At 68.9% G+C, this 14,237-nt stretch carries 17 protein-coding genes; 7 read left to right on the top strand and 10 right to left on the bottom strand.

The window, feature by feature from the left end; genetic code table 11:
- Positions 1-43: 43 nt before the first annotated feature.
- The 3 genes from EDD27_RS17485 (at position 44) to EDD27_RS17480 (ending at position 1,545) form a co-directional block, all read left to right on the top strand.
- On the top strand, positions 44-1,096 hold the full coding sequence (locus EDD27_RS17485; RefSeq protein ID WP_164903654.1) for a protein kinase family protein: 1,053 nt from the start codon (positions 44-46) through the stop codon (positions 1,094-1,096).
- A gap of 55 nt (positions 1,097-1,151) precedes the next feature.
- Positions 1,152-1,301: a hypothetical protein gene (locus tag EDD27_RS54260; RefSeq protein WP_164903653.1), complete on the top strand. Its 150-nt coding sequence runs from the start codon at positions 1,152-1,154 to the stop codon at positions 1,299-1,301.
- 64 nt (positions 1,302-1,365) lie between these two features.
- Positions 1,366-1,545 (top strand): hypothetical protein, encoded by a 180-nt coding sequence (locus EDD27_RS17480; protein WP_127933376.1) that lies wholly within the window; start codon positions 1,366-1,368, stop codon positions 1,543-1,545.
- Here EDD27_RS17480 and EDD27_RS54255 read toward each other — a convergent pair.
- On the bottom strand, positions 1,508-1,822 hold the full coding sequence (locus EDD27_RS54255; protein ID WP_164903380.1) for a hypothetical protein: 315 nt from the start codon (positions 1,820-1,822) through the stop codon (positions 1,508-1,510). The two genes, EDD27_RS17480 and EDD27_RS54255, sit on opposite strands and share 38 nt — an antisense overlap.
- Before the next feature lie 155 nt (positions 1,823-1,977).
- Between EDD27_RS54255 and EDD27_RS17475 the strand changes: the two genes are divergently transcribed.
- Complete coding sequence (locus EDD27_RS17475; protein ID WP_206641475.1) at positions 1,978-2,790, top strand: hypothetical protein; 813 nt, start codon at positions 1,978-1,980, stop codon at positions 2,788-2,790.
- A gap of 241 nt (positions 2,791-3,031) precedes the next feature.
- On the opposite strand, the gene EDD27_RS17470 is transcribed toward EDD27_RS17475, so the two are convergent.
- On the bottom strand, positions 3,032-4,318 hold the full coding sequence (locus EDD27_RS17470) for an alpha/beta hydrolase family protein (protein WP_164903652.1): 1,287 nt from the start codon (positions 4,316-4,318) through the stop codon (positions 3,032-3,034).
- A gap of 698 nt (positions 4,319-5,016) precedes the next feature.
- Here EDD27_RS17470 and EDD27_RS17465 point away from each other — a divergent pair.
- Together EDD27_RS17465 and EDD27_RS58670 are read left to right on the top strand one after the other, a co-directional pair.
- Positions 5,017-6,027: a phosphotransferase enzyme family protein gene (locus EDD27_RS17465; RefSeq protein WP_127933375.1), complete on the top strand. Its 1,011-nt coding sequence runs from the start codon at positions 5,017-5,019 to the stop codon at positions 6,025-6,027.
- A gap of 48 nt (positions 6,028-6,075) precedes the next feature.
- Positions 6,076-6,414 carry a pyridoxal-dependent decarboxylase gene (locus EDD27_RS58670; RefSeq protein ID WP_206642153.1) on the top strand — a complete coding sequence of 113 codons (339 nt, stop codon included), beginning with the start codon at positions 6,076-6,078 and terminating at the stop codon, positions 6,412-6,414.
- Here the strand turns inward: EDD27_RS58670 and EDD27_RS17455 are convergent.
- Both EDD27_RS17455 and EDD27_RS54250 read right to left on the bottom strand, forming a co-directional pair.
- Positions 6,401-7,873: an FGGY-family carbohydrate kinase gene (locus tag EDD27_RS17455; RefSeq protein WP_127940758.1), complete on the bottom strand. Its 1,473-nt coding sequence runs from the start codon at positions 7,871-7,873 to the stop codon at positions 6,401-6,403. The genes EDD27_RS58670 and EDD27_RS17455 overlap by 14 nt on opposite strands.
- 16 nt (positions 7,874-7,889) lie before the next feature.
- A complete protein-coding gene (locus tag EDD27_RS54250; protein WP_164903651.1) occupies positions 7,890-8,030 on the bottom strand; it encodes a hypothetical protein in 141 nt (46 codons plus the stop codon).
- A gap of 385 nt (positions 8,031-8,415) precedes the next feature.
- On the opposite strand from EDD27_RS54250, the gene EDD27_RS57790 reads away from it, so the two are divergent.
- Complete coding sequence (locus tag EDD27_RS57790) at positions 8,416-8,547, top strand: hypothetical protein (RefSeq protein ID WP_277750725.1); 132 nt, start codon at positions 8,416-8,418, stop codon at positions 8,545-8,547.
- A gap of 28 nt (positions 8,548-8,575) precedes the next feature.
- Here EDD27_RS57790 and EDD27_RS17450 read toward each other — a convergent pair whose 3' ends face one another.
- The 6 genes from EDD27_RS17450 to EDD27_RS17425 form a co-directional block, all read right to left on the bottom strand.
- Positions 8,576-9,313 (bottom strand): HAD family hydrolase, encoded by a 738-nt coding sequence (locus EDD27_RS17450; protein ID WP_127933374.1) that lies wholly within the window; start codon positions 9,311-9,313, stop codon positions 8,576-8,578.
- Positions 9,310-10,116 carry a DeoR/GlpR family DNA-binding transcription regulator gene (locus EDD27_RS17445; protein ID WP_127933373.1) on the bottom strand — a complete coding sequence of 269 codons (807 nt, stop codon included), beginning with the start codon at positions 10,114-10,116 and terminating at the stop codon, positions 9,310-9,312. The genes EDD27_RS17450 and EDD27_RS17445 overlap by 4 nt, the downstream gene beginning before the upstream one ends.
- Before the next feature lie 167 nt (positions 10,117-10,283).
- Positions 10,284-11,318: a zinc-dependent alcohol dehydrogenase gene (locus tag EDD27_RS17440; protein ID WP_127933372.1), complete on the bottom strand. Its 1,035-nt coding sequence runs from the start codon at positions 11,316-11,318 to the stop codon at positions 10,284-10,286.
- A 29-nt stretch (positions 11,319-11,347) separates the two neighbouring features.
- Complete coding sequence (locus EDD27_RS17435) at positions 11,348-12,355, bottom strand: zinc-dependent alcohol dehydrogenase family protein (RefSeq protein WP_127933371.1); 1,008 nt, start codon at positions 12,353-12,355, stop codon at positions 11,348-11,350.
- Positions 12,352-13,236 (bottom strand): carbohydrate ABC transporter permease, encoded by an 885-nt coding sequence (locus EDD27_RS17430; RefSeq protein WP_206641473.1) that lies wholly within the window; start codon positions 13,234-13,236, stop codon positions 12,352-12,354. Before EDD27_RS17430 ends, EDD27_RS17435 begins: the two co-directional genes overlap by 4 nt.
- On the bottom strand, positions 13,233-14,192 hold the full coding sequence (locus EDD27_RS17425; protein WP_127933370.1) for a carbohydrate ABC transporter permease: 960 nt from the start codon (positions 14,190-14,192) through the stop codon (positions 13,233-13,235). Before EDD27_RS17425 ends, EDD27_RS17430 begins: the two co-directional genes overlap by 4 nt.
- Positions 14,193-14,237 lie beyond the last annotated feature (45 nt).

Raw genomic sequence — 14,237 nt, 5'->3', positions numbered from 1 at the left:
CGCCAGGCAAGAGTGGCCGTCATCGGCCAGTAAAGTGATCACGATGATGGACACGCGGCTGACCACCCACTGTGACGTTTCCACGGCCATGGCCCGCTACGACGACCGGGAACTGGCCGAGCTGCTGGAGCGCGAGGCCGTGCCCCTCGGCACCGGCATCGGCGGGGCGTCCGCGCGGCTCGAGGTCGGCGGCACCTCGGTCTTCGTCAAACGCGTGCCCCTCACCGAGCTCGAACTGCGCCACCCGCACTCTACGGCCGACCTGTTCGGGCTGCCGCCTTTCTGCCAGTACGGCATCGGCTCGCCCGGCTTCGGCGCCTGGCGCGAGCTGGCCGCGCACACGATGACCACCGAGTGGGTGCTGACCGGCCAATTCCCCGGCTTCCCGCTGCTGTATCACTGGCGGGTGCTACCCAACGCCGAGCCCGCGCCGCTGTACGCAGAGCTGGCCGACATCGATCGTGCGGTCACTTTCTGGGAGGGTGCGCCCGGCGTGCGCCGCCGCCTCGAGGCGCTGGCAGGGGCTCCGGCGAGCCTGACGCTCTTCCTGGAGTATTTTCCACACAACCTGCACCAGTGGCTGGACGAGCGGGTGCGCGCGGGCGACGCCGACCGCGCTTGCGCCCTGGCGGACCAGGGGCTGCGCGAGGCCGTGTCCTTCATGAACGCGGGCGGCCTACTGCACTTCGACGCGCATTTCGAGAACATCCTCACCGACGGGCGCCGCTTCTACCTGACCGACTTCGGGCTGGCCGTGTCGACCCGGTTCGACCTGTCAGAGGAGGAACAGGTCTTTTATGGCCGGCACCTCACCTTTGACCGCACTTACACGCTGACGTTCTTGGTGAACTGGCTGGCCGGCGCCTTCCACGGCGCCGACTGGCCGCGGCGTCGCGAACTGGTGCGGGGATGGGCGGCGGGAGAGCGGCCAGCCGGCGTGCCCGGCGGGGTCGCGGCCCTGTTGTCGCGGCATAGCCCGCTGGCCACCGTGCTGAACGACTTCTACCACGATCTGCAGAGTGAGAGCAGGAAGACGCCGTACCCGCTGGAGGAGATCCGCCAGGTTGCCGGACAGCACGCCCTGCCGCTCGAGTAAAGGTCACCCACGCTTGAGGGAGGTGCACGCCGATCGGGGAGGACGCTCGGCTCGGGTGAGGCTCACTCGCCGCGATGGTCCCCGCCTCAACGTCCAGGACCTTGACCTGGCCAACCGGCGCGCTCCCATCCGCGATCGCCGGGCCCAATCGGCCGCGGGCATGAACGAGGATCGGGAGGAGGATGAGCAACGCGAGGCCGACTGAGCGTCCGTCGCACGCCAGGCTGATGTGACAGGGAAGAGACCATTCCGTGTCACATAGGAGCCCGGTGGTCCCCGAACCCGCACCAGGCCCCACCCCCGACCGGCAGCGCGCCGCGGGCGAACTCGCCCACCACCGCCTGGAGGCCGCGCTGTATGCGCAGGCGCCACTGACCGTCGCGGCGATGAACGCGCTGGCGGACGCGGAGTTCATCCTCCGCAACGCCGAGAACTTGGGATCCCCGTGACGATGGCCAGGGTCCTGCCGCTCACCGGCGGCCCGACGCTGGCCGACCCCGCCACCGCGTTCCTGGACGACGGCACCGGCCGCATCCGCCCGGAGCTGACCCCCTTGTTCGACTTGCTCGTGGCGATGGAACGGCCCGTCAGCGGGCTGGCCTGGCTGGCGATGCGGCCCAACCACCCGGGCAACGCGTCGACCTTCTGCAGCGGCTCGCTTGCGGGCAGATCCCGCTCACCCACGACGCCTTCCACGAGCTCCAGCCCTGGCGGACCATCGCTCACTTGGAAGGACTCCTTGCGGCCAGCGCGGCATCCTGCCCGCCGCCGACAAATACGTCTGCTCCTTTCAGCGCCGGCTCCCCGGCCACCTAGCCAGCATCGCCCACCTGGAGCACGTCAAGACGATCCGGCTGTTCGCGTCCTGGCGCGTTCTTCCCTTGCTTCGGGCCTGCGCCGAACGGAGTAACATCACGCCGAGCGTCCGCCGCAACGCAGCCGATCAGATCAAGTATGCGACGGCATTCCTCATCTGGCTCAATACGCGCGACCGCACCCTTGCCTCCTGCCGCCAGAGCGACATCGACGCGTGGTATGCCGAGAACCCCGTACACGCCCGTGCCCAGGTGCGGACTTTCCTCGCCTGGGCCATGCAGAGCCGTCAGGGCTCACGATCGCTGTCCCTGCCTGCGGGGAAGACTTCGCGTCAGGCTCCCATGACCGAGGAGCAGCGCCTGGCTGCCCTACGCCGCCTATTGATCGATGCCGACGTTCCCCCACTTCTACGTGTCGCCGGCATCATCGTGCTTCTCTACGCGCAACCCCTCACCCGGGTCGTCCAACTCACTGTCGACGACCTGTTCCGCGACGGAGAAGACGTCTTCCTACGCCTCGGCAATCCGCCGTCACCCGTCCCCGAGCCGGTCGCATCCCTGCTGCTGGACTACATCGCGGCTCGCGACAACATGAACACCGCCACCAACCGCGACTCTCGCTGGCTGTTCCACGGCCGCCGAGCGGGCCAGCCCTGTCGCCCCGATCATCTGTCCGCGCTCCTGAGAAAGATCGGCGTCCCCGCGGCCGCCGCCCGCGGCCGCCGCCATCCGGCAGCAGCTCCTCGAGATGCCTGCCCCCGTCGTCGCCGACGCACATGGCTACCACGATGGGACCACTGCCCGTCTCCTCAGAGAAGGCGGTGGAATGTGGAGCCGCTACGCCGCCGGGAAACACGGAAGATCACCGTGAGGGCCTAAGAGAACGACAACTCGCGATGGTTGAATAGCGATCACACGCACAGAAGCGGGTGGTGGAGTCGGATTTTTGCCTGCAGGCGGAACGACACCGGGGCCAGGTTCGTCCTGACCGCGCACCGCACTCGACGAGCAGGCGCGACTGCGGGCCGAGCGGCGCATCAGCTGCGCCGCCGGGTTGCCCACCGTGCCGCGGCGAAAGCGCCCTTCACCCGATCACATGCGGAGAAGTCCCCTTCAGCCCCTAGTCGATGAAGTCGATGTTCGGGTGCCGCGGGGATTCGCCGTCGAACAGGTGCAGGTCCCGTCCGCGAAGGTGCAGATCGAAGAACGCGCCGATGTAGTCCCGTTGCGCGGCCAGTGAACGACGGGGATCGATGGTGCCGATGACCGCCTCACGCTTCTCCGGCGCCACGCGCGCGCCGAGTTGCGGCACGATGATCTGCAGATCGCTGTAGGCCATGTGCGTGCTGCCGCCGCGCAGCAGCAGATCCCGCTTCCAGCCTTTCTGGCTGGCCCAGAAGTCCGCCCAGCTGCGGTCGAATTCGGGATGCCGGTGCGTGTGCTCGAGCGGTTTCCCGTTCTCGTCGACGCCCTCGGCGCCCATCAGGAGGAACGGCCTGTCCAGGCCGCGTTTGGTGACTTCGCCCGGCACGTATGGACTTCCCGGGGGATAGCCGACCGCGGTCGCCATCGCGCCGTCCAGGTTGATCCCGGCGTCCACACGGCGGTCGTGGACCATCGTCTCGCCCGCGGTGAACCCGCCGGAGGAGTGCCCGTAGGCGCCGACCCGGGACAGGTCGAGCGATCGGCCGAGCCCGCGGGGGAGCGGCCGCTTCCCCGTGTCGGGGTTCTCGCCTCGGGTGATCTTCGTAAGCTGGTCGAGGACGAACCGGCTGTCGGCGACCCGGGCGTCGAGCGCCTTGTTCTCGAATTCGGGGCCTTCACCCTCGGACACCGCGAGTTCGAGCCGCCCGCCAGGAAACTCGACCGCCACGCTCTCGTAGGTGTGCGAGAGCGAGACGACCACGTAGCCGCGGCTCGCCAGGTCGTCGACGATCGCCGAGTACGTCTCGCGTGGGACGCCGAAGCCAGGGGAGAAGAGCGCGACCGGCTTCGGCGCGCCGTGCGCCACGGAGACGCCGGTCTCGGCCCTTCGCTTCGCCGACGCCCAGTCGATGGAGCCGGCCGGGAGATCGAGGTAGTCCTCGCCCGCCAGCGCCTGGTCGATGACGGTGCTCATGCCGGGCGTGAGCCACGGTGCCCGCGGGCCCTTGGCGAACCGGTCCGCCGGGTAGGTGACGGTGACCATGAGTTCCCGGCGCCGTTCCGGTTTCCACGGATCGGGGCGGGACGGGTCGACGAGGTGGAGGTCGATGGTGCCGACGTCGTACTGGCCGGTGAGGGTCGGCGCGGTGAGCCTGGCCTGCTCCGCCGCCACGGCGGGAGCGGTTGCGGTGAGCCCGCACGCGAGCGCGAGGCCCGCGATCAGCGCCGAACCCCGCACCACCCTGGTGTGTCTCGATAACACTGCTGGAGTCCTTCCGGATCGGGCGGCCCAGCGGCCGCCTGCTTTCGACCCTGGCAGCGCCCCGGTACTATGCGCATCCTCCCTTCGGAGGGAGCCGTGCTCATCCGTGAAGGGGACAGTAGGCCGACGCGGCTCGGGGTGCAGCGCCTCCTTGCCCGTGCCGATCAGTGTCCGGACGTCGAGGAACTGCGTCCCCACCGCAGGCGCCAGCACGAGATCGGTGGCGTGGCCGACCAGGACGCGCCACGGCGGCCGCGACGTCGTCGGGCAGGGGTGTCGCAGCCAATCGACACACTCGCCCCCGCTTCCTGAAGGAGGTCGCGAAACTCCTCAACCAGCCCGCTTTTGAGGCCAAGTTCAAGGACCGTCTAAGCGAATGGATAAGAAACCTCGCCACCCACGCCTCATCTTCGGGTTCGCCCGAGACAACAGGAATTCCGACCATGAGCGGGGCTTGAATTCTCTGACCTGCGAAAATATGAGCTACCGAGCTCCGTCGCGGGGCTCACGCCAGCCGTACTTCCTAGATTACGAACATGATCGACTGATGGCCGCTTCTGGTCATACCTTGACTCGACCCGAGTAGGAAAGCGCGGCCCCGGCTGGTTGACCAGAATTAGAACCCTTTGCCGACTCTTGCTCTGAGGGCGCCTATAACCGGTTGCGCGCCGGCCTGGGCATGCCGCCAGAATTGGCGCGTGACCACGCCCACCGACCTGGAGTTCCTGGCCCGGCTGCCGGCAGCGTGGGGTTTCCCCCCGGGCACGACGATCATCCCAGCCGAGCAGGGGACCAACAACCAGACGTTCATGCTCCGCCAGGGGGGCCTCCGATTCGTGCTCCGGGTCAGCCAGACCCTGTCCGCCGCGCAGGTCGGCGCCGAGCACCGGATCCTGCGGTGGCTACGGCAGGCCGGACTTCCCTTCCAGGTGCCCGAACCAGTCGCCGCGCCCAGCGGAGACACGGTGATCGAGACCGCGGCCGGGCCCGCCACGGTCTGCCGGTGGATCCCCGGCGTGCGGCCCGACCTCACGGGCCAGACGGCACTCGAGCGCTTCGGCCGGGCGGCCGGGCTGCTCGGCGAGGCGATGCGGGGCGTGCCACCAGAAGACGGGCTGGGGGACTGGCGCGGTGACCCTCTCCTGGCGCACCCCGCCGTGCCGCACGTCGGCGCCCTTTGCCGTCAGCTGCGCGCCGCCGGGATCAGTGCGGAGCGGGCCGCCCGTCTCGACGCCGTGGCACGCCGCGTCGGGCAGGAGTGGTCTGCGGGCGGCGGCGCGCTGCCGACCCAGGTCATCCACGGTGACCTCGCGGCCTGGAACGTGCTGGTCGACGAGGACACCGGGGAGGTGAGCGGGCTGCTTGACTTCGAGTTCGCCGGGGTCGGGTTCCTGGTTCAAGACGTGATGGCGGCGCTGTTCTACAGCGGGGCTCTGGAGACGCGCGACTGGCAGCTCCGCACGGCGGCCTTCCTCCGGGGGTACGCCTCGGTCCGCCCGCTGGACGCCGCCGAAGCCGACGCGCTTCCCCGGCTGCTCCTCGCCCGGGCGGTCGGCAGCGTCCTGTGGCGGGCGGGCCGCTGGCTGAACGGGGAGGCACAGCTCGGCGAGGTCGCCGACCGGATCCGCAAGCTGGAGGACACGACCCGCTGGCTCGATGCCAACGGCGGAAAGCTCCGGTCACTCGCGGCCGCCGGCAGGTACGGGTGAGTCGGAAGTACGGCTGGCGCGAGCCCCGCGACGGAAGCCGACTCGTTCATCGTCGACCCGCACAAGTGGCTGTTCGGCCCGTTCGACTGCTGCGCCCTTCTCTGTCGCGATCCAACGCAGGCACGCGAGGCCCACACCCAGCATGCCGCATACGTCGAGACCGTCACGGTCAAGGGCGAGTGGAATCCGTCCGACTACGCCATCCATCTCACCCGACGCGCCCGCGGACTGCCGTTCTGGTTCTCGCTGGCAGTCAACGGCACAGATGCCTACCGCGACGCTGTCGAGCAGGACGCTGGCCGCCGCGCGCGCCGGCGCCGAGCTGATCCGGCGTGCCGACCACGTCGACCTGCTGGTGCTGGAACGGTGTCGGTCAACGGAGAGTGAGCAGCGCCTTGATGACGCTTTGGTAGCGCTCATAGGTCACGCTCAAGCGATCTGTCATAACCGGGTCGGGGTCGTGGCGATGCACCACCCGGACAGTCCGGGCGATTCCTTCGGACAGGTCGGCGTAAACGCCGATGCCGACCCCCGCCAGGACCGACGCTCCCCGCGCACCGGCCTCCCCGGCATCGGATAGCTCGACGGCCAGTCCAAGGACATCGGCCATCAGCCGGCTCCACATGAGGCTGCGTGCCCCGCCACCGCACAGCCGGGCCGGAGCGTCGATGGGGAAACGCTCACGCAGGGCGTCGACATGGTGACGGTGATTGAAGGCCACACCCTGCAGGACCGCGCGGATGACGCTTCCGCGATCGTGCCATCCGCGCAGGCCGACCAGTGCGGCGTCGATGTCGTCGCCGTGCGGCGAGCCGTACAGGAAGGGCAGATAGACCGGGACGGCTTCGGGGTCGGAGCGTGCTGCCTCGGCAAGAGCGGCCGCGTGGTCGGGGCTCCCGTCGGGCCTGTGTGGGCCGAACCGGTCCAGGGCCCATTCGAGGTTCGCCGCGCCGGAGGGCGAGGTGTACATGTGCAGCCACTGCCGAGGGCGCACGAAGGCTCTGGCCTGCCAGCGCACGTCGCAGACCGGGGCGGTGGCGACGATCTGATTGATGCTGAACGTCCCCATCACCAGACTGAGCCGGCCAGGGTCGGCGGCGCCGACGCCTATCGCCGCGGCGTCCACGTCGTGGGCGCCGGTGACCACGGCAGTTCCGGCGGCCAGGCCGGTCGCCTCGGCGCCGTCGGCGGAAACCTCGCCGACGACCTCGGCGCTGGCGTGGATGGGCGGCAGCAGACCGGCCACCTCAGGTAGGCCGTACAGTTCGAGCGCCCGACTGCTCCACTCCTGGTTGTGAACATCGGTGAAGGAGGCGCTCGCCTCAGTGGGGTCCGTGGCAACGCCGCCGGTCAGCCGCAACCGGATCCAGTCCTTGCAGAAGAGCGCCCACCGGGCGCGCGCCAGGCGGTCCGGCTCGTGGTCGCGCAGCCACGCCAGGAGCGAGGCGGGCGAGGCCGCGAAGGGCACCTGGCCGGTGAGCGCCAGCGCCTGCCCGGCCGAGCCGGAACGGCTCACGGTCTCGGCATAGAAATGCGCGCGCGAGTCTGTGGCCAGGATGGCCGGCCGTACCGGCCGCAGCGCCTCGTCGACGAGATACGCCCCGTCGCCGTGGCCGGCCAACCCCACCGCGGCGACCTGCGCGGGCCTGACGCCCGCCCGTCCTAGGCAGTCGCGTACCGCCGCCGCGCATTCTCGCCACAGCCCCTCCATGTCGCGTTCCTGCCAGCGTGGGCGCGGCGCCTCGATTCGCGCGGCGACGCGGGATGATGCGATCTCGCGGCCGTCCGGATCGAAGAGTGCGGCCTTCGTGGCGGTCTGGCCCGCGTCGATCCCCAGGAGGAACATACCGGTCACGTCCTCTTCATCCAGCCAGCACGTCGGTCTTCAAGGCCTCCAGATCCTCCGCGGTGGCCGGTGCACGCGCCACCCGGAAATCCTTCACCACCGCCGGCGCCAACTCCGGCCACCTTGCCATCACCATCAGAGCAAGACGAACGATCAAGACGATAGACCTTCTGGTCACGTCGATGACGAATGGATCTGGTTTTAAGTCCGTGAATGCTGACTTTCGGTGACATTATCAGCTGGCGGGACTGGTCTACCTGTTCGGAGGACGAAAAGACCGGCTCGGCGGTTGATGTGATTGAGGCCGCCGATCCCGTGCCCAGCCGGCCTTTGCTCCCCTTCGACCACGAGCCGCAGGGGTCGTTCCCACCGGCTCCGGTGCTGAATGATCCACAGACCCTCCGGCATGTCCCATGAGCCGCTCACGATGTGCTACCAGACAACGATGCCCCGCCGGCCAAAGCCGGCGCGGCCCGGACAATGTCAAGCCCCCCACCAAGGGCTGCCCGGCTCCGACTCACCGCCGCGGTGAAGATACGGAGGTGAAGAAGCCGGCGGCATGGGCGACCGAACGAGAACCGACACAGCAGCGCATCCACACCGTCATCCGCACCCCGAGCGGCAACGCCCACAGCGTGGACCTGCTCCGGCTCCACCTGGAGAACGACCACTGAGACACTCGCGCCGGTCTGAGGGTGGAGGTCAGGTCACGAGCCGGAGAACGTCAGCCAGGCCGCGGTCGCCGGTGCGGTTCTCGGCCGGCAAGATATACGTTCGCAGCCCGCAGGCGGCGGCACCGCCGTCGCGGATCGGGTTGTCGCCGACCATGAGCGTGGCACGAGCGTCCACGCCGAGGTCGGCGCAGGCTTTGAGGAACAGGTGGGGATCAGGTTTTTCGCGGTCCTGCTCACAGGAGATGACGCAGCCGTGGATCAGGTCGTCCAGCCTGTGGTGGGCGAGATGGGTACGCAGGTCCCATGCGAAGTCGCTCACGATGCCGATGCGCAGTCCGTGATCGAGCAGTGCCTGCAGGGTGGGCTTGGTGTCGGGGTAGGGGACCCAGGCGTCCGGCGCCGTGAGCTCCCTGTAGGCCGCGTCCTCCACACCTCGCAGGAAGTCGACGTGCCCCCACCATCCCCACATGGCGCGGCGGTGTCGCTCGGACGATCGATCCCGGCCTTCCTGAAGGGCGACGACGGAGGGCAGCCGGAAGGCCTCACGCAGCTGCCGGGAGATCTCGGCCACGGCGCCGGGCTCGTCCAGCGAAGCGAGGCGACCGGTGGCCTCTCCGATCCGGTGCAGCCACGTCTCCAGATCGATCATCTGGAAGATCGTGTTGCTGAAGTCGAACAGCACGGCTTCGACCCGTGGCAGGGGAGCGGCCGTCTCGGCGGCGGTGAGGCGATATGCGCTGGGGGTTTCGAACAGAGTCTGTATCACGGTGCAGGGGTTTCAGGGTCGACTGCGTGTACGGGGACTCCGAAGCCGCGGATGGCCGCGATCTCCGCGTCGGAGGTACTGGTGTCAGTGATGACCGCGTGGTAGTCGGCCACGGTGCCGTACCCGTAGGTGGCGGTCTTGCCGAATTTCGAATGATCCACGAGGAGCAGAGCCTGCTCGGCGGAGGCGAGCATGCTCAGCTTCACCTCGATGTACTCGCTCAAGGGGTGGAAGAGCCGGCCAGAAAGGACCGCGGTGGCGGACAACAGGGCGAGATCGGCGCGGATGTGGGACAGGGCGCGGGTGACAGCGGGTCCCGTGCAAGAGCTGAAGTCGCCGTGATAGCGCCCGCCGAGCAGGGTGACGTCCACGCCGGGAACGGATCCCAGGCGCTGCGCCAGGCCGACCGAGTTGGTGACGACGGTGACCTGGTCGAGCCGGGCGAGGGCAGGGGCCAGGGGAAAAAGGGTGGTGGAGTCGTCCATGAGCACTGTGCTGCCCGGCTTGATACGGTCGACGGCGGCCGCGCACAGCGCCGCCTTGACCGGGACGCCAACGCTCTCACGGAATCGGGTGGCGGTCTCCATGGTGAGGGCGGGGAAGGCGACGGCTCGGCCGCGTTCCTTGCGCAGCAGGGAACGCTTGGCGAGGTCGTCGAGGTCGCGGTGCATCGTCATCAGGCTGACCTCGAAGCGGTCGGCGAGGTCGTCGATGCGGGTCTCGCCGTGTTCGACGACGTATCGCAGGACGGCCTGACGCCGCTCCTCGACAGCGGCCTGCGACAGCCGTGTCCTGGCGGGCACTGCGGCTCTCCTTCCTTTCCGGGTCCTGTGTCTGTCGTGCGACCGCTGGCGGGCCGTGCCGGACGATTCCGGCTCTGAAGTTTCGCACAAGGGCGTCGGGGGCTGCGGGCCAGCCTCCCCGGCCCCAGAAGACCGGCCCAAAAGATCGGCTCGACGCCTGTGCACTGCTACGGACCTTCCAGGGTGACCAGGACCTTGACGTGTTGCGGGTCGAGGGATGCGGCGAAGGCATCGCCTGCATCCTCCAACGCATACGTGGCGGTGACGATTTCGCTGGTGTCAACGGCGCCCAACGTAATGAGGGAAATGGCGGCGCGGTAGTCCTCGGCGGTGTACATGAGGGTGCCTTCCACACGGATCTCCCGGTCCTGGACGAGGTCCAGGCGTATGGGGGTGGAGCCGGCGGCTCCGACACCGACGACGATGATCCGCCCGCCCTTGGTCACCAGGTCGGTGGCCTGAGCCATGGACTGTTCCCGGGCCACGCAGTCGAAGACGACGTCGACGGGCCCGCCGAGTACGGCATGGGCCCGGGTGACCAGATCGGGGTCGTCGGCGGGCAGGGCCACGTCGGCACCGAGGCGCAGCGCCCGGTTGAGTTTGTCGGCCATCAGGTCCGTGACCATGATCCGGCCGGCGCCCGCGTGCCGGGCGGCGATGAGGGTGAGCAGGCCGATGGGCCCGGCGCCGAGGACGACGACGCTGCGGCCGGTGAGATCACCGGCTTTCGCCACAGCGTGCACCGGGGTGGCCAGCGGCTCGATGAGAGCGGCCGCCACATCGGTCATGCCTTCGGGAATGCGGTGAACGCGGTCGGAGGGAACGGTGAACTGGTCCGCCATGGCGCCAGGTGTCTGGCAGCCGAAGACCTGCAACTCCTGGCAGATGTTGTAGCGGCCGGAGCGGCACTGGGGGCACTGGCCGCAGGAGATGTTGGGCTCGATGACCACCCGGTCGCCGGCTGCGAAGCCCTCGACGTTCTCTCCCGCGGCGATCACCACGCCGACCGCTTCGTGCCCAGGGTGGTAGGGCAGGTCGATGAAGGGGTGGTGGCCGAGGGCGGCGTGAGTGTCGGAGCCGCACACGCCGACGAGGGTTGTGCGGACGAGGAGTTCGCCGTCGCCGGGCACGGGGGCTGGCACCCGTTCGATCCGGATGTCGTCGATCGATCGTACGAGTACGCGGCGGATCTGCTGATTCATGGTGACGGGGTTCCGTTCGGCTCAGGCGTTCACGCGGTGGCGAGGCCGGGCTGGATCTGGATCTTGCGGCCTATACCTGTCCGGAAGCGGCTGATCGCGTCCGGGAACGCCGCCAGGGGGAGGCGGTCGCTGATGAAGATCTCCGGGTCGATGACGCCGGTGGCGAAGAGGTCCGCGGCGCGTTCGAAGCTGTGCAGGACGGCCATGGAGCCGGTGATGGTGATCTCTTGGTTGTAGATCTTGTACGGTTCGATGGTCGCGCGAGCGGCGTAGTCGGCGACGCCGAACTGCAGGTACGTGCCGCCCTTGCCGACCCGGCCGAGGGCGTCCTGAATTGCCCTGGCGTTGCCCGTGGCGTCGATGACGAGGTCCCAGCCGTGGCGTGGCCGGTCCAGTTCGTCGGCGGACGCGGCGGCGGCCGAGCAGCCCAACTGTCCGGCGGTGGACAGCCGCTCGGCGTTGATGTCGACGACGTCGACCCGGGCGGCGCCGGTGGCCTTGGCGAGCTGAAGCATCATCAGGCCCATGGTCCCGGCGCCGTAGATCAGGACGCGGGAGGCGAGGCGGGCGCGCAGGATGTCGTAGCCGCGCACCGCGCAGGACAGCGGTTCGATCAGAGCCGCGTCCTCGGTCCGTACGGTCTCGGGCAGGACCGTGCAGTTGGCGACGGGAACGGCCACGAACTCGGCGGCTCCGCCTGGGTCGGTGACCCCGATCGCGGCCCATCGTTCGCACAGGTTGTTGCGGCCGATGCGGCAGTAGTGGCACTCGAAGCAGTACAGCGACGGGTCCACCGCGACCCGCGCTCCGACGGGGAGTTCGGTGACGGCGGTGCCGGCGGCGACGACCTCCCCGGCGAACTCGTGGCCGGGGATGATGGGCAGCTTGGGCGCGAACTCCCCTTGCAGGATGTGCAGGTCGGTGCCGCACAGCCCGCACGCGGACACCTTGACGACGACCTGACGCGGACCGGGGGCCGGGTCGTCGACGGTGGCGATCTCGACGGCGCCAGGCCGCGTGATGACGGCTGCTCTCATTTCACAGCCCCCAGGGAGAGGCCGCGGACGAGTTTGTCCTGGGCGGCGAAGCCCGCGATGAGCACGGGCAGGGACACCAGCATGGCGGCGGCGCACAGCCGGGCGAGGAACAGGCCCTCGTTGGTGATGAAGCCCACCAGGAACACCGGCGCGGTAGACGCCCTGGTCGCGGTGAGGTTGACGGCGAACATGAACTCGTTCCAGCTGAAGATGAAGCAGATCAGCGAGGTGGCCGCGATTCCGGGCATCGCGACCGGCGCGACGACCCGCAAGAGCACGGTGGGCAGGCGGGCGCCGTCGACCTCTCCCGCCTCCAGGATCTCCCTGGGCACCTCGGCGAGGAACGAGCGCATCAACCACACCGCGATCGGAAGGTTCATGGCGGTGTAGAGGACGACGAGCGTCCACACGTTGTCCAGCATCCCGATGTCCTTGACGATCAGGTACACCGGCAGCAGCGCCGCGATGGCCGGGAGGAACTTCGTCGACAGGAAGAAGAACATCACGTCGGTCCACTTCTCGACCGGCTTGATGGACAGCGCGTAGGCCGTCGGCACCGCGAGGAGCAGGACGAGCAGCGTCGAGACGATGCTGGCGGTGGCCGAATTGATGAGGAACGGAGTGACGTCCCGGCCGAGCAGCAGCGAGTACTGGTCCAGGGTGAGGGGCGCGAGGAGGCTGGGCGGGTTGGTCGCCGCGTCTGCTTCCTGGTGGAAGGAGGTGAGCGCCATCCAGGCGACGGGGGCGAAGAAGGCCAGTGTGGCGAGCCAGGCCACGAAGGTCCACATCGGCGACAGCCGCAGCTCTTTCCCGTGGTCGGCGGGGTGCCGGCGGGCCCGGAATCTCTGGATGACGGTGCCGGTCGCTCCCTGATCGCTCATCGCGACGCCTCCTCGCGGAACAGCGATGCGATGGTGCGCAGGGCGAAGGTCGCGATGATGATCGAGCCGATCACCACGACGACTCCGGCAGCGGCCGCCTCGCCGTACTCGTACTTGCGGAACATGGTCAGGTAGATCTCGTAGGGCAGGTTCGTCGTCTCGGAGCCGGGACCGCCCTGGGTGATGGTGAAGACCGCGTCGAAGGTCTGCACGACGTAGATGGTGCCGAGCAGGATGCCCAGCTCGATGTAGCGCCGCAGGTGCGGCAGCGTGATGAAGCGGAAGGTCTCCAGCGGCGTCGCCCCGTCCACCCCGGCGGCCTCCAGCACGTCATGGGGCTGCGCCTGCAGGCCTGCCAGCAGAATCAGCATCATGAACGGGGTCCACTGCCACACCAGCGACAGCACGACGGCCGGCATGGGGAAGGAGGAGACCCAGTCGACCGTGGGACCGTTGGCGGCTCCGAAGAACCGGTAGACGGCGTTGAGCGTACCGTTCAGCAGGCCGTAGTCGGGGTTGTAGATGGCGTGTTTCCACAGCAGCGCCGATGCGACCGGCATGACCAGGAACGGAGCGATGAGCAGGGTGCGCGCCAGTCCCCGGCCGGCGAACCGGCGGTCGAGCAGCAGCGCCAGACCGAGTCCGAGGAGCACGCTGATGAGCACCACCGACGCGGTGAGCACGATGGTGTTGAGCACCGCCGCGCGCAGCCGCTCGTCGGTGAAGACGAACGCGTAGTTGGACAGGCCGGTGAAGTGCCGCTCTCCCGGCTGCAGGATGTTCCATTGGAAGGTGGAGATGGCGAGCGTGGCCACGAACGGCAGCTGCGTGACGGCGATGGTGAAGATCAGCGCCGGCAGCAGCGGAACGCGACGCCGCCACTTTTCGATGCCGGCGGATGTCCGCGGGCGGGCGGGCGGCGGCGCTGGCTTGGGTGTATCGATGAGCGTGGTCATGGACTTCCTCCGCCGGTGACGGCCGGGTCGTGGTCGGTGCCCGGC

The organism is Nonomuraea polychroma, from assembly GCF_004011505.1.
GTDB classification, from domain to species: Bacteria; Actinomycetota; Actinomycetes; order Streptosporangiales; family Streptosporangiaceae; genus Nonomuraea; species Nonomuraea polychroma.
Note: the sequence above shows the minus strand (reverse complement) of the source record. Positions and strands in the feature narration are given on the sequence as shown.